This is a genomic window from Pseudonocardia xishanensis (assembly GCF_039541715.1).
Lineage (GTDB): Bacteria > Actinomycetota > Actinomycetes > Mycobacteriales > Pseudonocardiaceae > Pseudonocardia > Pseudonocardia xishanensis.
The window spans coordinates 29,047-50,113 of record NZ_BAABGT010000094.1 but is presented as its reverse complement, the minus strand read 5'-3'; the positions used below and the strand labels follow the sequence as shown (position 1 = coordinate 50,113).

Genomic DNA, 21,067 nt, shown 5'->3' with positions numbered 1-21,067 from the left:
CCGGTCAGCCGGACACCACGAGGGTGGCCCGGCCGCGAGTGGCCTCCACCAGCAGCGCGTTGGGCTCGTCGACGCGCTCGACCCACGCCCGAGCCTGCGCCTCGCCCTTGCCGAACTCGACGTGCCGCGCCAGCAGCCGGGCCCGCCGCACCTCGGCGGGCGGGTCGCAGAACCAGACCTCGGTGAGCTCGGCCGCCACCGCGGGCCACGGCTCGGTCTCCACCAGCAGGTAGTTGCCCTCGGTCACCACCAGCGGCGTCCCCGGCGGGACGGCGATCGCGCCTGCCAGCGGCTGTTCCAGGTCCCGCTCGAACATCGGCGCCCACACCTGCTCGCCCGCGCGGATCCGCCGCAGCATCGCCAGGTAGCCGTCCGCGTCGAACGTCTCCGGGGCCCCCTTGCGGTCCCGCAGCCCGAGCGCCTCCAACGCGGTGTCCGCGAGGTGGAACCCGTCCATCGGCACGTGCACCGCACCCGGCACCGCCGCCACGATCCGCCGGGCGAGGGTGGTCTTCCCCGCCCCGGGCGCCCCCGTGATGCCCAGGATGGAACCCGCGGGCAGGGCCCGGGCGCGCTGGACCGGGTCGGTCACCCGCACCGCACCGCCAGCACGACGATGTCGTCCCCGGTGTCGGCCGTGGTCCCGGCCACCAGGTGGTCGCAGAAGGCCTCGAGCGGCATGTCCGCGCCCGCGGCGGCCAGGTCGAGCAGCGCCCGGCCCGCGACGTCGTCCGGGTCGTCCCGGCGCTCGGCGAGCCCGTCGGTGTAGAGCACGAGCGTGGACCCGGGGGGCAGGACGATCTCCTGGTCGTGTCGGAGCCGGTCCGGGTCGACCCCGAGCACGACGTCCACGGCGCCGCCGACGTGCGTGACCGTCCCGTCCGCCTCGACCAGCAGCGGCACGGGATGCCCGGCGTTGGACCAGCGGAAGACCAACCCGTTGCCGCGCACCAGGATCCGGCCGTGCAACAGCGTGGTGAAGCGGGTGACCTCCAGCCGGGAGGCGACCCGGTCGAGGCGCCGCAGCACGTCCGAGGGGGCGCCGTCGGTGTCGAAGGCGAGCGCGCGGAGCATGCTGCGCAGCTGGCCCATCGTCGCGGCCGCGGCGAGGTCGTGGCCCGCGACGTCCCCCACGGCCAGCGCGATGTCGCCGAACGGGAGCCGGAACACGTCGTACCAGTCGCCGCCGACCTCCAGCTCGGCCGCGGCGGGCCGGTACCGGCAGGCCACCTCGATCCCGCCGATCCCGACGTCCGCTATCATCGGCGGCGGGGTCAGCATGGACTCCTGCAGCGCCAGCGCGACCTCGCGGGTCTGCTGGAACCGGCGGCCGTGCTCCACCGCGGCGGACGCGCGCGCGGCCAACTCGGTCACCAGGGCGAGGTCGTCCGTGGTGTAGGCCGGGCGGTCGCCGCAGCTGGCGAACAGCAGCCCCGCGATGACCCGGCCGCCGGAGAGGACCGGGGCGACCAGCCGGGAGTTCATCCCGACCTCGAGGGCCCAGGCGTGCATCTCCGGGGTGCCCGCCCAGTGGTCCGCCCCGAGCGGGTCGATCTCCAGCTCCGGCAGGCGCGTGCGGACCGACCGGGCCAGCGGGTGGTCGGCGCCGAACGCGAACCGCGCGGCGCCGTCCGCGCCGACCTCGCCCGGCACCGGGGGCAGCCCCGGGGCGGCCCGGGTGACCGACCGGCGGCCGTGGACGGGGCGGCCCGGCAGCAGCGGCGCCGCCTCGTCCACCAGGTAGACCCGGCAGAGGTCGGCGAACTCGGGGACGACGGCGTCCGCCAGCGCCAGCAGCTCGGTCTCCGGGTCCAGCGCGGTGTTCACCGCGAGCGTGGCCCCCGCGAGGACGTCCAGGCGGTGTCGGGACCGCACCTCGTCGTCGATGTCGGTCTCGGTGCCGACCCACTCGACCACCGTCCCGGCCTCGGTCACGGGCACGGCGCGCGAGCGGTACCAGCGCCAGCCGCTGCCCGCGCGCAGCCGGTGCACGTGTTCGAAACCCTCGCCCCGGGCGACCGCCGCCGACCAGGCGCGGCGCTTGGCGTCCCGGTCGGCGGGGTGCACGCCCGTGAGGAACCCCCAGCCCAGGTACTCCTCCGGTGTCTGCCCGGTCACCGCGCGGTAGCTCGGGGAGTCCTCGGCCGCGCTGCCGTCCGGGCGGCGGATCCACACCGCCGCGGCGGTGGCGTCCACCAGGCTGCGATAGCGGCGCAGCGCCTCCTCCCGGGCCGCGGCCAGCTCCGCCAGGGTCAGCCTGGCCCGCTCCGCCTCGGTGACGTCCGAGACCACCAGCCCGACGCCGAGGACCTCCCCGTCGCGGTCGTGCACCGGGTAGCAGTTGAGCATCCAGGACTGTTCCGGTCCCGTCCCGTGCCAGAGCCTGCCGCTCAGCGGGAAGTTCGTGAGGGCCCGTCCGGTGTCGAGCACCTCGCGCAGCAGCGCGGCGATGCGCTCCCCCGTCTCGCCGTGCAACTCGCCGAGGGTGCGGCCCTCGCGGTCGTCCGCCGTACCGCCGTCCATCGCGGCGACCGCGGCGTTCACCCGGCGGTAGCGCAGGTCCGTGTCGAAGTACGCCAGCGCGACGGGGGCGTTCTGCCACAACGCGTCCAGCAGCGAGAAGGCCTCCGCCCCGGCCCGGGCGTCCGAGGCGTCCTGCAGCGCCCCGACGACGGCGACGTCGCCCGTCCCCGGGCCGGCGTACACGTAGAGCGTGCGCCCCGACGCGACGGTGGCGGGCAGCGGACCGGAGACCCGCTCCCGGCTCGCCGCGTCGACCAGGGCCTTGGCCCGGGGGGTGTCGATGGGTGCGCGCTCGCCGTCGAACGGGTTCTGCCCCACCACCTCCGCCGACGGCCAGCCGGTCAGCCGGGCGGCCTCGGCGCTCCACACCAGCACCCGGCCCGCCACGTCGAGCGCGAACAGCCCGACCGGCGCGAGGTCGACTACGGCGTCCGCTGTCGGCCCGGTCATGCGCGAATTATGTCGGCTCCCCGCACCCGGGCGATACGGGGCACACTGCCCCGGTGGAGTACGTCCTCCAGGACCCGCATCCCCGGTTGCGCCCCTTCGTGCGCCGGCTGCAGGGCTACCGCGAGCACAGCGCGGGGCCGCTGCGCAGGCGCCAGGCGCCGGTGGGCTCCTGCACGCTGATCCTCGGGTTCGGCCCGCCGCTGCGGCTGTTCGGCCCGGCGGGCCCGTCCGTGCCCCGCTCGTTCCTGGCCGGGCTGCACGATGCGGCGGTGGTCACCGAGTTCCGCGGCGACCAGCACGGCATGCAGGTCGACCTCACCCCGATCGGCGCGTTCACGCTGCTCCGGCGGCCGGGCGCGGACCTCGCCAACGAGGTCCCGACCCTCGACGCGCTGGCCGATCCCGCGCTCGCCGCCCTCCCCGACCGGCTGGCCGCGGACCCGGACTGGCCCGCCCGCTTCGCTCGCGTCGAGGCCTTCCTCGCCGACCGGCTGCTCGATCCCGCACGCAGGCTGCCCGATCCGGAGGTCGTGCACGCCTGGCGCCTGCTGCGGCGCAGCGCGGGGACGATCGCCGTCGCCGACCTGGCCGCACAGACCGGCTGGAGCAGGCGGCACCTGCTCACCCGGTTCGGCGACCAGATCGGCCTGTCCCCCAAGACCGCCGCGCGGGTGCTGCGGTTCGAGCGGGCGAGCCGGGCGGCGCTGGCCGGCACCCCGCTCGCCGAGGTCGCCGCCCTCTGCGGGTACGCGGACCAGGCCCACCTGAGCCGGGACTTCCGGTCACTGGCCGGGGTCGCGCCGCGCGCATTCGTTCAAGACGCGTCGGCCGCAGCCCCCTAGGTTCCCTCCTCATGAGCATCCACGTGACCCTCCGGTACGACGATCCCCGCGCCGCGCTCGACTTCCTGACCGGCACCCTCGGCCTCACGGCGGGCATGGTCGCCACCGGCGACGACGGCGCGGTGGCGCACGCCGAGCTGTTCTGGGGCGACACCGCCGTGATGATCGGCGCGCGGGCGGGCGACCCGCGCTTCGACACCGGCCGCGCCGTCCTCTACCTCACCACCGACACCCCGGACGCGTTGTGCGACAAAGCCGTCGGCGCGGGCGCGGAGCTCGTCCAGGAGCTGACCGACCAGGACTACGGCTCCCGCGAGTTCGCCGTCGCCGACCCCGAGGGCAACGTGTGGTGCTTCGGGACGTACGTGCCCACGGCGCCCGCGGCGGACACGGCGCCGTGACCGAGGTGGACCGGCTGCGAGCCGTCTGCCTCGCGCTGCCCGAGGTGACCGAGAAGGTCAGCCACGGCGAGCCGACCTGGTTCGTCCGCAGGACCTTCGTGAGCCTCGCCGACCACCACCACGACGACCGGCTCGCCTTCTGGTGCGCCGCCCCGCCCGGGGTTCAGGAGGAGCTGGTCGCGGCCGAGCCCGAGCGGTTCTTCCGCCCGCCGTACGTCGGCGGGCGCGGCTGGCTCGGCGTCTACCTGGACGTCGAGGTCGACTGGACCGAGATCGTCGAGATCGTCGCCGACGCCTACCGCTGCGTGGCACCGAAGAAGCTGGTAGCACTGGTGCCATGATCACTGTCGACGGGCTGGGGTACGAGTACGAGGACGTCCCCGGCGCGGGGCCCGCCCTGCTGTTCCTGCACGAGGGCCTCGGCTCGGTCGGGCTGTGGAGGGGCTTCCCGCAGCGGATCGCCGAGGCCACGGGGCGGCGCACCGTCGCCTACTCGCGGCTGGGGCACGGGTTCTCCGACCTCCCGCCCGAGAAGCGCACGCCGACCTTCATGCACACCGAGGCGGCCACGGTCGTCCCGGCGCTGATCGCGGCGCTCGACCTCGGCGATCCGATCCTGGTGGGGCACAGCGACGGCGGGTCGATCGCGCTGCTCGCCGCCGCCGCGCTGCCGGTGTCCGGGTTGGTGGTGCTGGCCCCCCACGTTCTCGTCGAACCGGCTGCGCTGCAGGCGATCCGGGCGGCGCGCGAGGCCTTCGACACCGGCGACCTCGCCCGCCGGATGGCCCGCCACCACCGGGACGCCGAGGTGACCTTCCGGAACTGGAACGACGTCTGGCTCGACCCGGCGTTCCGCACCTGGGACCTGCGCCCGGAGCTGACCGGCATCACCTGTCCGGTGCTCGGGATCCAGGGGGACGCCGACCCCTACGGCACCGCCGTCCACGTCGAGGCCGTGCGGGACGCGGCGCGGGGTCCGGTGGACCTGCTGCACCTGCACGGCGGCCACGCACCCCACCTGGAGCGCCCCGCGGTGGTGGACGCCGTCGTCGCCGCGTGGGTCGGCGAGCGCTGAGCCCGCGTGAGCCCGGCGGCACCGCAGGTCCACGGGCGCACCCCCGACGGGCGGACCCGGTCGCCCACCGCGTAGAGCGCTACCCGATCGGGCCCGCTGCGGACCAGCCCCGGACCTCCCCCGGCGTGAGGACGAGGACCCGGCCCGTGGGCCGCGCCTGCGCGTAGGGCGGGTACTTGGCGCACAGGGCGTCCAGCGCGCGGGTCCACAGGTCCCCGGACTCCTCGACGTGCGCGGTCCCGTCGACGCGTACCCACCACAGCTGCGCCCAGTCCGCCGCGTAGTGGTCCACCAGCAGGGCCGCCCGCGGATCCCGCGCCAGGTCGGAGAGGCGGGCCAACCTGGTGTGCCGCTTGGGCTTCACCTCGTCGACTACCGAGCACACCAGCCCGTCGACCACCGCGAAGGTGATCGGGACGAGCCGGGGCGTGCCGTCGGGACGGATCGTGGCGAGCCGCCCGACGGGATGTGCGGCGGCCCGGGCGAGCCAGTCGGTCACGCGGCGTCCCTCAGTGCAGCGACCCTCACCGCAGCGTCCCTCACCGCAGCGGCACCTCGACGCGCGTCGAGAGCAGCACCGCGTCCCGGGTGTGGGCGCGCTCGTGCTCCAGGAAGCTCGGCGCCACGGCCAGGAACAGGGTGCGCCCGTCCGCACCGCCGAGCGCCACCGCGTAGGTCTGCCCCTCGGGGACGGCGACCTCGTCGAGGATCTCCCCGCCCTCGCGGACGCGCACCGCCCGGTGGTGGTCGGCGTCGGCTACCCAGATGGCGCCCTCGGCGTCGGGTTCGGCGATGCCGTCCGGCACCACGCTCAGCGTGGGCAGCACCTCGGCGAGGTCGGTGGAGGTGGGCGGGTCGCCGAAGCGGGCCCAGTCCCGGCGCGCGGACAGGCTCCCGTCCGGCTGCACGGTGAACGCGCTCATCCGGTCGCCGAAGCTCTCGGCGACGACGAGTGTGTGGCCGTCGCAGACCGCGCCGTTGGGGAAGTGCAGGTCGTTCGCCACGACCTCGGCGGACCCGTCCGGGTCGACCCGGATCAGGGGTGCCGTTGCGAGGGGCGCGCCGCCCATCAGGTCGAACCCGAAGCACCCCACCCAGCAGCGGCCCTGCGGGTCGACCGCCATGTCGTTGAGCACGCCCCGGGCCAGGCCGGACAGGTCGGCATGGGTGACCAGGGTGCCGTCGTCCTCCCGGCGTAGGATCTTGTGGTCCCGCATGGACACGATCAGCATCCGCCCGTCCGGCAGAACCCCGGTGCCCGACGGCTGGGCCGGCACCGCCGCCTCGACCCGTAGGTCGGAGCCGTCCTCGGCCGCGCTCAGCACGCGATGGGTGTAGAAGTCGCTGACCCAGACCCGACCGGACCGCCAGCGCGGCCCCTCCAGGAACGACAGCTTCTCCAGGACGACGTCCATGCGGGCTCCCTTGCCTCGGTTCAGCGCGACGCTACCGCCGCCGCTGCCGTCCCGGTGGGTGTGATCCCGACGATCCGGCGCAGCGCCCCGACGGTCCCACGCCGGCCGGTCGATCCCCCACCCGTCCGGCGTGGGACCGTCGGGGAACAGCGCCCGCGGTCGCGGTGTTGTTGCGAGCGCAAGCAATTGCCCGACCGCCAGGAGGCCCCGATGCCCGCCGTCACCGTCTCGGACGTCACCACGCTGCCGCGCGTCCCCGAGCCCGCCCCGACCGAGCTGGACCGCGGCGTCCGCTCGGTCACCACCGCGCCGCGCGGGTTCGAGGGCGAGGGCTTCCCCGTCCGCCGCGCGTTCCAGGGCGTGGACCTGCGCGACCTGGACCCCTTCCTGCACATGGACCAGATGGGCGAGGTCGAGTACGCGCCGGGCGAGCCGAAGGGCACCGCCTGGCACCCGCACCGCGGCTTCGAGACCGTCACCTACATCATCGACGGCGAGTTCGAGCACCAGGACAGCCACGGCGGCGGCGGGACCATCACGAACGGCGACACCCAGTGGATGACGGCGGGTGGCGGGCTGCTGCACATCGAGCGGCCGCCGGAGGCGCTGGTCGCGAGCGGCGGGCTGTTCCACGGCCTGCAGCTGTGGGTGAACCTGCCCAAGGCGGACAAATGGCTGGAGCCCAGGTACCAGGACCTGCGCGCCCGCGAGGCCGCGCTGCTCACCACGCCGGACGGCGGCGCCCTCATCCGAGTGATCGCGGGCTCGCTCGCGGGCCGGGAGGGTCCGGGGTCGACCTACACGCCGATGGCGATGATGCACGCCACGATCTCCCCCGGCGCCCGGATGCGGCTGCCGTGGCGGCGGGACTTCAACGCGCTGGTCTACGTGCTCTCGGGCGCCGGGACCGTCGGGAAGGACGACCGGCCGATCCGTGCCGGGCAGCTGGCCCTGTTCGGCCCCGGCGACGTGGTCACGGTGGCGGGCAACGTATCCCAGGAGTCGCGGACCCCCGCGCTCGACGTCGTGGTGCTGGGCGGGCGGCCGATCCGCGAGCCGGTCGCGTGGGGCGGCCCGTTCGTGATGAACACCGAGGCCGAGGTCATGCAGGCGTTCGAGGACTACCAGAAGGGCAAGCTGGGCGTGGTCCCCGCGACGTACATCCCCCATGGAGGCCTGGGAGGATCGACGTCGTGACGAAACCCATGATCCTCGACGTGCCCGAGTGGTCGCGCTTCGAGATCCACGTGGACGGCAGGCTGGCCGGCTTCGCGCAGTACCGCGCCGAGCCGGGCCGGATCACCTTCATCCACACCGAGATCGACTCGATGTACGAGGGGCTCGGGCTCGGCGGCACGCTCGCCCGCTTCGCCCTCGACGCGGCCCGCACGCGGGGCCTGGCGGTCTACCCGGACTGCCCGTTCATCCGGGGCTGGATCGCGAAGCACGAGGAGTACAAGGACCTGGTCCCCGGGGAGGCCCGCCCACAGTACGACCTCTGACCCGCACCCCCCACCACCACTCGGGGACCCCAAGCGTCGCCGCGTGGCGCTTGGGGACCCCGAGCGTCACCGGGGGCAGGACTTGTCGGGGGTGGCTCGTAGGCTCGGGCTCGTGCTCGTCGTCCACGCCTTCTGGAGCCCCGGCCGGGGTCCCGTGTTGTGGGCCGAGGACGGGGAGCGGCCCGCCACCACCTCGCGGCGGTCGCTGCGCTCGGCCCGCCCCCATCCGTACGCGGTGCCCGCCTCGCAGCTGGCCGGGATCCACCCGGGCAAGCAGACCTCGGTCACGCTCCTGCTCCCGTCGCGGGCGAGCGGGCCGGTCGAGTCCCCGGAGCTGGTGCGGGCCTCGCCGTCGGGGCGGCGCAGCGGGCAGGTGAGCCTGCAGCCCTGGACGGTGCCCGCGGTCGTCGTCGATCCCGCGGAGCTGGGCGACCCCGCCGAGGACGTGCGGTACGGCCGGTCCGTGGCGCACCTGCGCACGCTGCTGGAGTTCGCGGACGACCTGGCGGCGCGCGGGCGCGTCCTGCCCACCGTGCGCCCCGGTCCGGAGGCGCGGTGGCGGCCCGTCGTCCAGGGCCTGGACGCGGTGGCCCGCCGCGCCCTCGTGGACGCGCTGCCCCCGATCGGCCGCGCCGAGCAGCGCCGCGCGGGGGACGTGCTGGGCCACGGGCCGGAGCCCCTGGTGGACGCCGCGCTGGACTCCCTGGTCGACGCCGCGGTCCGCGAGCGGCTGGGCCGAGCGGACGAGCCCGTCGCGCTGGTCCCGCCCCGGGCCGGGCGCGCGCCGAGGTCACTGCCCGCCACCGAGGCCTGGCTCGCGGCCCTGAACAGCCCGGACCCGCGCTTCGAGGCGGCCGATCGCGAGCTCGCCGCGCTGGCCGACACCCTCGAACCGTGGGACGCGATCACCACCGAGGAGACCGGCCCGGCCCGCGCCACCTTCCGCCTCCGGGAGATCGACACCCTGCACGATCCCGCCGACCCCGGGGACGACCCGCTGGACCAGACCGGCGACGGCACCCGGTGGGTCCTGGAGTTCCAGCTCCAGTCCACGGAGGACCCCAGCCTGATCGTCCCGGCCGACGACGTGTGGTCCGGCCGCGCCGACCGGCTCATCGCCTCCGCGCAGGAGCTGCTGCTCGCCGAGCTGGGCCGGGCCGCCCTGGTCTATCCGGGCCTCACGGCCGCGCTGCGCCAGGCGCGGCCCGAGGAGCTGGACCTCGAGGTCGAGGACACGCACCATTTCCTCACCGAGGACGCCGCCCGGCTGCTCGCCGCCGGGTTCGGGGTGCAGCTGCCCGCCGGGTGGAACGGACGGAAGCCGTTGGGGCTCAAGCTGTCCGTGTCCTCTCCCGGGGCTCCCGGCGTCGTCACCCGCGGCGGGCTGGGTCGCGAGGAGCTGGCCCGGTTCCGCTGGACCATGGCCGCGGGCGAGGACGAGCTGGACGAGGAGGAGATCGCCGCGCTGGTCGCCGCCAAGGCCAGGCTGGTGCGCATCCGCGGGCAGTGGGTCTCCGTGGACCAGACGGCGCTGGCCCGCGGGCTGGAGTTCCTCCGGCGGCAGAACGCCCGCCGCGCCCCCACCGTCGCCGAGACCCTGGCCGTGGCCCAGGGCGCGCTGGACACCCCGCTGCCGGTCACCGCCGTCGCGGCGGAGGGGTGGGTCGGGGACCTGCTGCGCGGCACCGCGGACCGCACACTCGAACCCCTCGACCCGCCCGAGTCCTTCCGCGCCACGCTGCGGCCGTACCAGAAGCGCGGGCTGTCCTGGCTGAGCTTCCTCGCGAACCTCGGCCTGGGCGCCTGCCTGGCGGACGACATGGGGTTGGGCAAGACCATCCAGCTCCTGGCCCTCGAGGCCACGGAGCGGGAGCCCGCGGACTCGACGGTCGGTCCCACCCTCATCCTCTGCCCGATGTCGCTCGTCGGGACCTGGCAACGCGAGGCCGCGAGGTTCGCCCCGCACCTGCGCGTGCACGCCCACCACGGCCCCACCCGCGAGCGCGGTGCGCACCTGCGGGAGCGTTTGGCGCACACCGACATCGTGGTGACGACCTACGGCACCGCAGCCCGGGACATCGAGGACCTGGAGTCCCACGCCTGGCACCGCCTGGTGCTGGACGAGGCGCAGGCGATCAAGAACGCGAACGCCGCGCCGTCGAAGGCGGCCCGCAGGCTCACCGCCGGGCACCGGATCGCGCTCACCGGCACGCCGATGGAGAACCGGCTCGCCGAGCTGTGGTCGGTGATGGACTTCCTCAACCCGGGCATCCTCGGCACGCCCGAACGCTTCCGGCAGCGGTTCGCGGTGCCCATCGAGCGGCACGGCAGCCCCGAGGCCGCGGAGACGCTGCGCGCGCTCACCCGGCCCTACCTGCTGCGCAGGCTCAAGACCGACCCCACCGTCATCGACGACCTGCCCGAGAAGATCGAGATCCGGCAGGAGTACCGGCTCACCCGGGAGCAGGCCTCGCTCTACCGCACGATCGTCGACGACATGATGGAGAGGATCGAGGACAGCCAGGGCATCCAGCGCCGCGGCAACGTGCTCGCGGCCATGGCGAAGCTGAAGCAGGTCTGCAACCACCCCGCGCAGCTCCTGCACGACGGCTCACCGCTCGGCAGGCGCTCCGGCAAGGTCGCGCGGCTCGAGGAGCTGCTGGGCGAGATCCTGGCCGAGGGCGACAAGGTGCTGCTGTTCTCCCAGTTCACAGAGTTCGCGTCGATGCTGGTCCCGCACCTGTCCGCCCGCTTCGACCAGGAGATCCTGCACCTGCACGGCGGCACCCCGAAGAAGCAGCGGGACGCCATGGTGGAGCGCTTCCAGTCCGCGGACGGCCCGTCGGTCTTCCTGTTGTCGCTCAAGGCGGGCGGCACCGGGCTCACCCTGACCGCCGCCAACCACGTGATCCACCTGGACCGCTGGTGGAACCCCGCGGTGGAGGACCAGGCCACGGACCGGGCCTTCCGGATCGGCCAGCAGCGGAACGTCCAGGTGCGCAAGTTCGTGTGCCCGGGCACCGTCGAGGAGCGCATCGACGCCCTGATCGAGTCGAAGAAGGCATTGTCGGAGATGGTGATCAGCGACGGCGAGGGCTGGCTCACCGAGCTGTCCACCGGCGAGCTCCGCTCGGTGTTCGCCCTGGGAGCGGACGCGGTCGGAGATGAGTAGAGCCGATGAGTGACCAGCCCTTCTGGGCCGCGGAGGACCACCCGAAGCGCCCGCTGCGCGTCGAGAACGGGGTGCAGATCCACTCCAGCCGCGGCACCGTCGCGCGCACCTGGTGGTCGAGGCGGTTCCTCGCGGTGCTCGAGGAGCTCGGCGTCGGCGGGCGGCTGGCGCGGGGGCGGAGCTACGCCCGCTCCGGGCAGATCGTGTCCTGCGAGATCGACGCGGGCTCCGTCGTCGCGCTGGTGCAGGGCACCCGGCCCACCCCGTACAAGGTCCGGATCGGGATCCCGGCGTGGGGCAAGGAGGAGTGGGGCCGGGCGGAGCAGGCCCTCGCGGCGGACGCCTGGTACGCCGCCACCCTGCTCGCCGGCGGCATGCCCACGGAGATCGAGGAGCTGTTCGCGGGGCTGGGGCTCGCGCTGTTCCCGACCTCGCAGCGGGACCTCACCATGGACTGCACCTGCCCGGACGCGACGGTCCCCTGCAAACACCTCGCCGCGGTCTTCTACCTGCTCGCCGAACGGTTCGACGCCGACCCGTTCGAGGTCCTCGCGCTGCGGGGTCGGGACAAGGACACCCTGCTGGCCAACCTGCGGCGCAGGCGTGGGTCCGGCGCGGCCCCGGAGCCCGAGGCGGACCGGCCCGTCACGCCCCTCGGCGAGCTGCTGGACTCCTTCTACGAGGCCCCGGCGGCCGACCTGACGAGGTTCGCCCCCGCCCGGCCCGCCCCCGGGGCCCTGCTGGACCAGGTGTCCGAGCTCCCGATCGCGGTGCGCGGGCGTAGGGTCCGCGACCTGCTGCGCCCCGCCTACACCCACCTCGCCGCGGACTGACCACCGCGGCTCAGCCCGCGGAGACCCCGGCGTTCGGGCCCCAGTGGCTCAGCGCCCAGGCCTCCACGATGGTGGCGATCTCGTAGATCACGATGGACGCGACCACCGAGAGCGTCACGATCGTCCACACGCCGCCGTAGTTGCCCGCGCCGCGGTAGCCGGACAGCACGCCACCCATCCCGCTGAAGCCCACGAGCCATTCCGCCAGCATCGCGCCGACGAAGGCCCCGGGCACCGAGATCCGCACCGAGGCGAGGAACTCCGGCAGCGCGGCCGGGATGCGCACCTTCAGCAGCGCGGTGACCGACGTGCCACCGTTGACCTTGATCAGGTCCAGCGACTGCGGCGAGGCCGAGTTGAGCCCCACCACGACGTTCACCAGCACCGGGAACAGCACCACGATGGCGGCGATCACCGCGATCCCGACCTTGCCCTGCCCGAAGATCAGCAGCAGCAGCGGCGCCATCGCGACCAGCGGCACCGAGCGCAGCAGCATCGCGATCGGCATGAACGCGAACTCCACCGGCTTCCACAGCACGAACGCGACGGCCACCGCGGTGGCGATCACCATGCCGGACACGAAGCCGATCAGGGCGTTGAGCAGCGTGTTGCCCAGCGCGCCGAAGGACTCCGCCCGAGCCTGCTCCGCGCTCATCGACGCGGGCCGCACCCCGCGCGGGGGGTCGGCCGAGAACAGGTACTGGAACACGTCGATCGGCGACTTGCCGACGAACTCCGACACGTCGAACACCAGCAGCAGGGCCTGCCAGAGCAGACCGAGCACGATCAGCGCGACGACGATCGTGACGACCGCCCGGCCGACCTTGCGCAGCAGGGCCCGGGAGGCCTGCGCGTTGCTGACCGTCGAGGCCGCCTGCCCGGACGGGGCGGCGGGAGCGTCCTGCACCGCGGTCATGCGGTCACCCGCCCCTTCACTTGGCGCCCGCCGGGACGTCCGAGCCCGCGGTCCACGGCGTGACCAGCCGCGCGATCAGCCCGATCACCACGAAGGCGAGGCCGGAGATGATCCCGCTGACCAGCGCCAGGTACCACAGCTGCGGGGCGTCCGAGTTGGTCTGCGCGGCGATGATGGCGCGGCCGAGCGTGGAGTCCCCGCCGCTGCCGAGGTACTCGGCGAGGATCGCGCCGAGGAACGCCGCCGGAGCGGCGATCTTGAGCGCGGCGAACAGCGCGGGCAGCGCGGAGATCAGCTGCACCTTGCGCAGCGAGGTCCAGGTGCCGCCCCCGTAGGCCTTGACCAGGTCGATGCTGGTGCGCGGCGCGGCGCGCAGCCCCAGCAGCGCGCCCACCGCCGTGGTGAAGAAGCAGCTCAGGGCGGCCAGCACCACCGACGCGCCGGACGGTGCGTCCCGACCGGCCACGATCACGATCACCGGTCCGACGGCGACCAGCGGGATGCAGTAGGTGACGACGGCGATCTGGTTGGCCAGTGCCTCCAGCGCGGGCACCAGCAGCACGACGATCGCCAGCGCGATGGCCGCCAGGTTGCCCCACAGGTACCCGAGCGCGGCCGAGCCGACCGTGCCCGAGGCGTTGCGCAGGGTGGCACCCCACTGGGCCCCGTCGAAGAACTTGGCGACGACCGACGGGGGTGTGGGGATCGCGCCGCTGCCCTGGTAGAGCGTGAGCGACGCGACCCACCACACCACCACGATGACGAGGACCCCGAGCACCCCACCGGCCCAGGGCGGCACCCCGCGCAGCGCGGCGAACCGCCCGCCCTCCTCGGCGGGTGCCGCGGTGGGGGCGAGTGTCGCCATCAGTGCTCCGCTCCGGTCTCGGCCTGCGCCCCGCCCCGCCCGAAGAGGATCTCCGAGAGCCGGTCCACGTAGGCGTGGAACTCCGGCGTGCGCTGCAGCTCCGGCAGCCGCGGGCGCGGCAGGTCGATCTCCACGACCTCCGCGATGCGGCCGGGCCGCGGGCTCATCACGGCGACGACGTCCGAGAGGAACACCGCCTCCGAGATGCCGTGGGTGACCATGAGCGTGGTGGCCGGGCGCTCGGTCCAGATCCGCAGCAGCTCGACGTTCAGCCGCTGGCGGGTCATGTCGTCCAGCGCGCCGAACGGCTCGTCCAGCAGCATGACGGTCGGCTGCACGACCAGGCAGCGCGCGATCGCCACGCGCTGCTTCATCCCGCCGGACAGCTGGGCGGGCTTGGCCTTCTCGAAGCCCTTGAGCCCGACCAGCTCGATCAGGTCGTCCACCAGGCCGGACTCCGCGTCGATCCCGGCGACCTCCAGCGGCAGCCGGATGTTGCTGGCCACGCTGCGCCAGGGCAGCAGTGCGGCCTCCTGGAAGGCGATCCCCAGCTCGTGGTCCCGCTGGATCTCCCGGGTGGACCGGCCGTTGATCAGCGCCGTGCCCTCCGTCGGGGTCTCCAGCCCCGCCAGGATGCGCAGGATCGTCGACTTGCCGCAGCCCGAGGGGCCGAGCAGCGAGAGGAACGAGTTCTGCGTGGTGCCGAGGTCCGTGCTGGCCAGCGCCTGCACGGACCGCCGTCCCATGGTGAAGACCTTCTGCAGGCCCTGGATGTTGATGCCCGTGGCCGCGCCCGGCCGGGCGGCGGGGTCGCTGGTGGAGAACCTGCCCACCCGGCTGGTCTGCTCGGTCGTCTCCGTCACGCCTGTCGAGTCCTCTCGCTGGTCGTCGCCCTGGTCCCCGTCCGGATCAGGCCTTGATCAGGCTGGGGTCCGCCGCGTAGATCTCGTCCAGGAGCGAGAGGTCGAACAGCTCCTCCGCCTTGATGGTGATGCCGATCTCCCCCAGCGCCTTGATGATCTCGTCCTGCAGCGCGGGGGTGAGGGTGAACAGACCGTTGGCCTTGGTGTCGGCGCTGACGACGAGCTCGTTCTGCGCCTGAGCCTGCTCGGTCTGGCCGGGGATGTCGAGGCCCAGGTCCTTGCCGTAGGTGTTCACGGCCAGCGCGGCCGAGCCCGCCGGGTCCGCCACCGCGTCGTTCCAGCCCTTGATCTCGGCGGTGAGGAACGCCTTGAGCTTGTCCCGGTCGCTCTCGATGGTCTCCTGCAGCACCGTGAAGGTCTCCGCGGTGAGCGGCAGGCCGTTGGTCGCGAACGGCAGCGTGACGGGCGTGAAGCCCTTCGCCTTGATGAGGAACGGCTCGTTGGTCGTGTAGGCCATGAACCCGTCGACCTGCTTCTCGGTCAGCGGCGTGGGCTCGTACTGGACGACGACCTGGGTCACCGAGGCCGGGTCGATGTTGTTGGCCTTCAGGAAGCCCGCGAAGATCTGCTGGTTGGTCCCGGCCTGGATGCCGAGGCGCTTGCCGACGAGGTCCTGCGGCGTGCGGATCGGGGTGCCCTGCTCCATCGACAGGATGCAGAACGGGTTCTTCTGGAACGTGCTGCCGATGATCTTCAGCGGGGCGCCCTGCTCGGTGATGAACCGCGCGGTGGCGTCCGGCGCCGAGAGGCCGACGTCCACGTTCTTGGCGAGGACGAGCGCGTCCGCGCTGTCCACCGGACCGGTGACCAGGTCGACCTTCTCGAAGCCCGCCTGGGTGTAGTAGCCCTTCGAGTCGGCGAAGAACTCGCCCGCGAACTCGATGTTCTTGATCCAGGACAGCTGGAGGGCGAGCGTGCCGAACTGACCGGGCGCGGCGGACGCGGCACCCGAGGCCGGGGCGCTCGCGGAGCCGCCGCCGCAGGCGGCGAGCGCGACACCGGCCGCGCCGACCCCGACGCCGAGGCCGGCGAGGCGCAGGAACTGGCGCCTGTTGTGGTTCGGACCGGCGGGTCGCTGGTTCGGCGGCGGGACGAGCAGCGTCATGAGTGCATGTCTCCTACGGCGTGCGAGTGGCGTCCGGGTCACGGACGGCCGGACGATCGGGCGTGGTTCGGCATGATGTCCCCCGACGCGCCGACCCGCAGAATCTAGGAAGCAGGAGCATCAACGGCGTTTCCGGATTGTTACGGCGGTGATGCCGTCCGATCGCGCTTCCGTAACCTGGCCCGACTCGATCACCCAGCGCTGACCGGCACGAACACACCGTGCCGAAACGCCGTCACGGCCCCTTCCTAGCTCGCCGCGACCGCCTTGCGGCGGCGGGTCGCCCGCGGCGTGGTGACCGTCGGGGTGACCAGGTCGGCGAGGAACCGGCCGGTGTAGCTGGCCTCGACCGCCGCCACCTGCTCCGGAGTCCCCTGCGCGACGACAGTGCCACCGCCCGAACCGCCCTCGGGGCCCATGTCGACCACCCAGTCCGAGGTCTTGATGACGTCCAGGTTGTGCTCGATCACGATGACCGAGTTCCCCTTGTCCACCAACCCGTTGATCACCAGCAGCAGCTTGCGGATGTCCTCGAAGTGCAGGCCCGTGGTCGGCTCGTCCAGGATGTAGACGGTCCGGCCGTTGGAGCGCTTCTGCAGCTCGCTGGCCAGCTTGACGCGCTGCGCCTCGCCGCCGGAGAGCGTGGGCGCGGGCTGGCCGAGCCGCACGTACCCGAGCCCGACGTCCACCAGCGTGGTGAGGTACCGGCTGATCGAGGTGATCGGCGCGAAGAACTCCGCGGCCTCCTCGATCGGCATGTCCAGCACGTCCGCCACGGTCTTGCCCTTGTAGTGGACCTCCAGGGTCTCCCGGTTGTAGCGGGCGCCCTTGCAGACCTCGCAGGGGACGTAGACGTCCGGCAGGAAGTTCATCTCGATCTTGATCGTGCCGTCTCCCGAGCACGCCTCGCAGCGCCCGCCCTTGACGTTGAACGAGAAGCGGCCCTGCTGGTACCCGCGCACCTTCGCCTCGGTGGTGGCGGCGAACAGCGTGCGGATCTTGTCCCACACGCCGGTGTAGGTGGCCGGGTTCGACCGCGGGGTGCGGCCGATCGGCGACTGGTCGACGCGGACGAGCTTGTCCAGCTGCTCGACGCCGGTGATCCGGGTGTGCCTGCCCGGGACCTGGCGGGCGCCGTTGAGCTTGTTCGCCAGCACCGTGGCCAGGATGTCGTTGATCAGCGTGGACTTGCCCGACCCGGACACGCCGGTGATGCTCACCAGCCCGCCGAGGGGGATGTCCACGTCGATCCCGCGCAGGTTGTGCTCCCGCGCCCCCACGATCGTGAGCTTGCGCTCCGGGTCCAGGGTGCGCCGCACCTCGGGCAGCGGGATGCTGCGCCGGCCCGACAGGTACGCCCCGGTCAGCGAGGTGTCGTGCGCCTCCAGGTCCGCGACCGTGCCGGAGTGCACGACCATCCCGCCGTGCTCGCCTGCGCCCGGGCCGATGTCCACCGCCCAGTCCGACGCCCGGATGGTGTCCTCGTCGTGCTCCACGACGATGAGCGTGTTGCCCAGCTCCTTGAGCCGGGTCAGTGTGTCGATCAGCCTGCGGTTGTCCCGCTGGTGCAGGCCGATGGACGGCTCGTCCAGCACGTACAGGACGCCGACCAGGCCGGACCCGATCTGGGTGGCCAGCCGGATGCGCTGGGCCTCACCGCCGGACAGGGTGCCCGCCGCGCGGTCCAGCGAGAGGTAGTCCAGCCCGACGTCCAACAGGAAGCCGAGCCGGGCCTGGACCTCCTTGAGCACCCGGCCCGCGATCATGGCCTGGCGCTCGTTGAGCTCCATGCCGTTGAGGAACACCGAGCACTCGCTGACCGACATAGCCGAGACCTCGGCGATCGAGCGCTCCCCCAGCGTGACGGCCAGGACCTCGGGCTTGAGCCGCGCGCCCTTGCAGACCGGGCACGGCACGTCCCGCATGTAGCCCTCGTACCGCTCGCGCTGCGAGTCCGACTCGGTCTGGTCCAACCGCCGCTCGAGGAACGGGATGACGCCCTCGAAGTTCGCGTAGTACGCCCGCTCGCGGCCGTACCGGTTCCGGTAGCGGACGTGCACCTGCTCCTCGGAGCCGTGCAGCACCGCCTTCTGCGCCTCGGCCGAGAGCGTGCGCCAGGGGGTGTCCATCCGGAAGCCGAGCGCCTTGGACAGCCCTGTGAGCAGCCTGCCGAAGTACTCGGCGGTGTGCCCGTTGTTCCACGGGGCCACCGCACCGTCCCCCAGCGACATCTCCTGGTCGGGGATGACGAGCTCCGGGTCGACCTCCTTCTTGATGCCGATACCGGAGCAGGCCGGGCACGCGCCGTACGGGGAGTTGAAGGAGAAGGTCCGCGGCTCCAGGTCGTCCAGCGTGAGCGGGTGCCCGTTCGGGCAGGCCAGACGCTCGGAGAAGCGGCGCTCGCGGTGCGGGTCCGACTCGTCGAGGTCGACGAAGTCCAGCACGACCAGCCCGTCCGCCAGGCGCAGCGCGGTCTCCACCGAGTCGGTCAGCCGCTGCTTGGCGCTCGCCTTGACCGACAGGCGGTCGACGACCACGGCGATGTCGTGCTTCTCCTGCTTCTTCAGCTTCGGCGGGTCCGACAGCGGGTGCACGGTCCCGTCCACCAGCACGCGGGAGTAACCCTGGGACTGCAGGGTCGCGAAGAGGTCGACGAACTCGCCCTTGCGGGTGCGGACCACGGGAGCCAGCACCTGGAAGCGGCTGCCCTGCTCCATCTCGAGCACCTGGTCGACGATCTGCTGCGGGGTCTGCTTCTGGATGATCTCGCCGCACGTGGGGCAGTGCGGGACGCCCGCCCTGGCGTAGAGCAGCCGCAGGTAGTCGTAGACCTCGGTGATCGTGCCGACCGTGGAGCGCGGGTTGCGGTTGGTGGACTTCTGGTCGATCGAGACGGCCGGGGAGAGACCCTCGATGAAGTCCACGTCCGGCTTGTCCATCTGACCGAGGAACTGCCGCGCGTAGGCCGAGAGCGACTCGACGTACCGGCGCTGGCCCTCGGCGAAGATCGTGTCGAACGCGAGGCTCGACTTGCCGGAGCCGGAGAGGCCGGTGAACACGACCATGCTGTCCCGCGGCAGGTCGAGGTCCACCCCGCGCAGGTTGTGCTCACGCGCGCCGCGCACGACGAGGCGGGGAGCGTCGTACGGGGTGGGGGCCGGTGCCACGGGGGCGCCTCCTCGGGGGTTGTCGACCGACGGTCCGCGACCGCAGCCGATGCTAGGCGGGGGGTCCGACAGAAACGGGACTCCGCCGCCCGGCCCGGCCTGCGGGTCGGTGGGTGCACGCCCCGGCGCGCCGGGCGCGCGGGGTGCTCACCGGAGAGCATGCGGCGGACAGTGCCCGCCTGCCACCCGGCTCAACGCCGCGGCCGCCCGCAGGCTTCCCGTCCCGTCGTTCCCGCCGAACACTCTCGCACGCATGTTCGATGAGAGCGCGGGCGGGGTGCACGACTAGGGTGACCGGGGTGGACGTCCTCGAGGAGTACAGCGGGCACACCGACCCCGGCGGCGCGGCGATCCGGCGCCGGATCGGCCCGCTCACCGTGAACAAGGTCTCGGTCGGCCCGATGGACAACAACGCCTACCTGTTGGTGTGCACGGCCACCCACGAGGCGCTGCTGGTCGACGCGGCGGCCGAGCCGGAGCGGATCGCGGACCTGGTCGGCTCGGGGGACGGGCGGCCCGAGCTCAAGACCGTCGTCACCACCCACCGCCACCAGGACCACTGGCAGGCGCTGGGTGCGGTCGCGGGCATGTTCCAGACCCGCCGGATCGCCCACCCGGAGGACGCGCCCGAGCTCCCGATCCCGACGGACGAGCTGGTCTCGCAGGGGGACACGGTCGCGTTCGGCGAGATCGAGCTCGAGGTCGTCCACCTGCGCGGGCACACCCCGGGCTCGATCGCGCTGCTCTACCGCGGCCCGGACCGCCCGCACCTGTTCACCGGCGACTCGCTGTTCCCCGGCGGCCACGGCCGCACCCTGACCGTCGAGGACCACGTCCAGCTGATGGACGACCTGGAGGAGCGCGTCTTCGGCCCGCTGCCGGACGACACCTGGTTCTACCCGGGCCACGGGGACGACTCGACGCTGGGCGAGCAGCGCCCGCACCTGCAGGAGTGGCGCGAGCGCGGCTGGTAGCGGCTCAGCGGCCGGGGTCCTCCAGGTCGACCGGGTCCGCGGCGGGGCGGGGCTCGAGGTCGGTCGGGGGCGCCCAGCCCTCGCCGACCGCGGCCTGGGCCTCGGTCCGCCTGCGCTGGCGCTCGCTGGGGCGCTCCGGCTCGGCGGTCCGCGGGATCGCGGCGTTCACCGCGGGCAGCGAGGACAGCCGCGGCTGCACCGGTTCGCCGCGGGCCGGGCGCGGCACGGCGCGGCGCGTGGAGCGCTTCGCCGGGAGCAGGACACCGCCGGGTCGCATCGCCCACCTCCTCCGGCTCGGGACTTCAGCATCCCCCTGCGGGGAGCCGCTGTCATCCCCCTTCCGCAGCCCCCGGGCCCCTGCTCAGCCTCCGACGAGCCGCGGGAACGCCGCGCTGAGCTGGTACCACGCCACGACGCCGTAGACCACGAGCGCGATGAACAGCAGGCTCGCCAGCGAGGCGAGCACGTAGGTCACGGTCCGCAGGGCGGTGAGGGCGGGGCCGTCGCCGACCCGCACCGGGCGCTGACCGCGGGGCGGCGTGTGGGCCGGACCCTGCCGCGGCGCAGGCGTCCAGCCCGCCCGGGCCGCCTCGTCCCCCACCGTCGCGCCGGTGCGTTGGGGAGGCACCGGCGGCCGCGGTCCGACGGCCCGGAAGCCCCCGCTGTTGGTCGTCGACGCCCTGTGGGTGCTCACGTCGGTCAGTCTCCTTACCCCGGTCGGACCTGCCGCGGACAGTCTGGTAGGCGCAGGACCACTTGGTCACTCCGCGGGCACCCCTTCACCCATTCGTGCGATGTGAGCGGCACTGACGACCGTCGTCCCCTCACGCAGCGGCACACCGCGGCGCACCGACGGGCGATCGCGGCACTGGGCCGGACGAGTGGTCACCGCCACTCGGACGCG

Annotated in this window: 20 protein-coding genes; 9 read left to right on the top strand and 11 right to left on the bottom strand. The window is 73.5% G+C overall.

Features of this window, described 5'->3' with window-relative positions:
- Positions 1-4: 4 nt before the first annotated feature.
- Both ABD993_RS28475 and ABD993_RS28470 read right to left on the bottom strand, forming a co-directional pair.
- Complete coding sequence (locus ABD993_RS28475; protein ID WP_345425185.1) at positions 5-592, bottom strand: nucleoside/nucleotide kinase family protein; 588 nt, start codon at positions 590-592, stop codon at positions 5-7.
- Positions 589-2,973, bottom strand: a complete 2,385-nt coding sequence (locus ABD993_RS28470) for a SpoIIE family protein phosphatase (RefSeq protein ID WP_345425182.1) — start codon at positions 2,971-2,973, stop codon at positions 589-591. The genes ABD993_RS28475 and ABD993_RS28470 overlap by 4 nt, the downstream gene beginning before the upstream one ends.
- A 53-nt stretch (positions 2,974-3,026) precedes the next feature.
- Between ABD993_RS28470 and ABD993_RS28465 the strand changes: the two genes are divergently transcribed.
- Genes ABD993_RS28465 through ABD993_RS28450 form a run of 4 tightly spaced genes read left to right on the top strand, consistent with a single transcriptional unit; the run spans position 3,027 to position 5,291 of the window.
- On the top strand, positions 3,027-3,815 hold the full coding sequence (locus ABD993_RS28465; RefSeq protein ID WP_345425179.1) for a helix-turn-helix transcriptional regulator: 789 nt from the start codon (positions 3,027-3,029) through the stop codon (positions 3,813-3,815).
- Positions 3,816-3,826: 11 nt separating this feature from the next.
- Positions 3,827-4,216 (top strand): VOC family protein, encoded by a 390-nt coding sequence (locus ABD993_RS28460; RefSeq protein WP_345425176.1) that lies wholly within the window; start codon positions 3,827-3,829, stop codon positions 4,214-4,216.
- Positions 4,213-4,557, top strand: a complete 345-nt coding sequence (locus ABD993_RS28455; protein ID WP_345425173.1) for an MmcQ/YjbR family DNA-binding protein — start codon at positions 4,213-4,215, stop codon at positions 4,555-4,557. The genes ABD993_RS28460 and ABD993_RS28455 overlap by 4 nt, the downstream gene beginning before the upstream one ends.
- Positions 4,554-5,291, top strand: coding sequence for an alpha/beta fold hydrolase (locus tag ABD993_RS28450; protein ID WP_345425171.1), 738 nt, complete (start codon positions 4,554-4,556; stop codon positions 5,289-5,291). The genes ABD993_RS28455 and ABD993_RS28450 overlap by 4 nt, the downstream gene beginning before the upstream one ends.
- Positions 5,292-5,370: 79 nt before the next feature.
- On the opposite strand, the gene ABD993_RS28445 is transcribed toward ABD993_RS28450, so the two are convergent.
- Both ABD993_RS28445 and ABD993_RS28440 read right to left on the bottom strand, forming a co-directional pair.
- Positions 5,371-5,790: a TIGR03668 family PPOX class F420-dependent oxidoreductase gene (locus ABD993_RS28445; RefSeq protein ID WP_345425168.1), complete on the bottom strand. Its 420-nt coding sequence runs from the start codon at positions 5,788-5,790 to the stop codon at positions 5,371-5,373.
- A 40-nt stretch (positions 5,791-5,830) separates the two neighbouring features.
- The gene (locus ABD993_RS28440; protein ID WP_345425165.1) at positions 5,831-6,706 is read right to left on the bottom strand and encodes an SMP-30/gluconolactonase/LRE family protein; all 876 of its coding nucleotides are present in this window, start codon (positions 6,704-6,706) and stop codon (positions 5,831-5,833) included.
- Between the two features lie 210 nt (positions 6,707-6,916).
- Between ABD993_RS28440 and ABD993_RS28435 the strand changes: the two genes are divergently transcribed.
- From ABD993_RS28435 to ABD993_RS28420, 4 genes are all read left to right on the top strand, one after another.
- Positions 6,917-7,903: a pirin family protein gene (locus ABD993_RS28435; RefSeq protein WP_345425162.1), complete on the top strand. Its 987-nt coding sequence runs from the start codon at positions 6,917-6,919 to the stop codon at positions 7,901-7,903.
- Positions 7,900-8,208, top strand: a complete 309-nt coding sequence (locus tag ABD993_RS28430) for a GNAT family N-acetyltransferase (protein ID WP_345425159.1) — start codon at positions 7,900-7,902, stop codon at positions 8,206-8,208. The genes ABD993_RS28435 and ABD993_RS28430 overlap by 4 nt, the downstream gene beginning before the upstream one ends.
- A 91-nt stretch (positions 8,209-8,299) precedes the next feature.
- Positions 8,300-11,380: an SNF2-related protein gene (locus ABD993_RS28425; protein ID WP_345425156.1), complete on the top strand. Its 3,081-nt coding sequence runs from the start codon at positions 8,300-8,302 to the stop codon at positions 11,378-11,380.
- Between the two features lie 5 nt (positions 11,381-11,385).
- The gene (locus tag ABD993_RS28420; RefSeq protein ID WP_345425153.1) at positions 11,386-12,213 is read left to right on the top strand and encodes an SWIM zinc finger family protein; all 828 of its coding nucleotides are present in this window, start codon (positions 11,386-11,388) and stop codon (positions 12,211-12,213) included.
- Positions 12,214-12,223: 10 nt separating this feature from the next.
- On the opposite strand, the gene ABD993_RS28415 is transcribed toward ABD993_RS28420, so the two are convergent.
- From ABD993_RS28415 to uvrA, 5 genes are all read right to left on the bottom strand, one after another.
- Positions 12,224-13,129, bottom strand: a complete 906-nt coding sequence (locus tag ABD993_RS28415) for an ABC transporter permease (protein WP_345425150.1) — start codon at positions 13,127-13,129, stop codon at positions 12,224-12,226.
- A gap of 16 nt (positions 13,130-13,145) precedes the next feature.
- Positions 13,146-13,994: an ABC transporter permease gene (locus tag ABD993_RS28410; protein WP_345425147.1), complete on the bottom strand. Its 849-nt coding sequence runs from the start codon at positions 13,992-13,994 to the stop codon at positions 13,146-13,148.
- Positions 13,994-14,857 (bottom strand): ABC transporter ATP-binding protein, encoded by an 864-nt coding sequence (locus tag ABD993_RS28405; protein ID WP_345425145.1) that lies wholly within the window; start codon positions 14,855-14,857, stop codon positions 13,994-13,996. Before ABD993_RS28405 ends, ABD993_RS28410 begins: the two co-directional genes overlap by 1 nt.
- 46 nt (positions 14,858-14,903) lie before the next feature.
- On the bottom strand, positions 14,904-16,022 hold the full coding sequence (locus tag ABD993_RS28400) for an ABC transporter substrate-binding protein (RefSeq protein WP_345425142.1): 1,119 nt from the start codon (positions 16,020-16,022) through the stop codon (positions 14,904-14,906).
- 248 nt (positions 16,023-16,270) lie between these two features.
- Positions 16,271-19,189: an excinuclease ABC subunit UvrA gene (uvrA, locus tag ABD993_RS28395; protein WP_345425139.1), complete on the bottom strand. Its 2,919-nt coding sequence runs from the start codon at positions 19,187-19,189 to the stop codon at positions 16,271-16,273.
- 299 nt (positions 19,190-19,488) lie between these two features.
- Here uvrA and ABD993_RS28390 point away from each other — a divergent pair, with 299 nt between their 5' ends.
- Complete coding sequence (locus tag ABD993_RS28390; RefSeq protein WP_345425136.1) at positions 19,489-20,163, top strand: MBL fold metallo-hydrolase; 675 nt, start codon at positions 19,489-19,491, stop codon at positions 20,161-20,163.
- A gap of 4 nt (positions 20,164-20,167) precedes the next feature.
- On the opposite strand, the gene ABD993_RS28385 is transcribed toward ABD993_RS28390, so the two are convergent.
- Both ABD993_RS28385 and ABD993_RS28380 read right to left on the bottom strand, forming a co-directional pair.
- Entirely contained in the window at positions 20,168-20,440 is a 273-nt protein-coding gene (locus ABD993_RS28385) for a hypothetical protein (RefSeq protein WP_345425133.1), read from the bottom strand.
- Positions 20,441-20,524: 84 nt separating this feature from the next.
- Positions 20,525-20,857 (bottom strand): hypothetical protein, encoded by a 333-nt coding sequence (locus tag ABD993_RS28380; RefSeq protein ID WP_345425130.1) that lies wholly within the window; start codon positions 20,855-20,857, stop codon positions 20,525-20,527.
- Positions 20,858-21,067 lie beyond the last annotated feature (210 nt).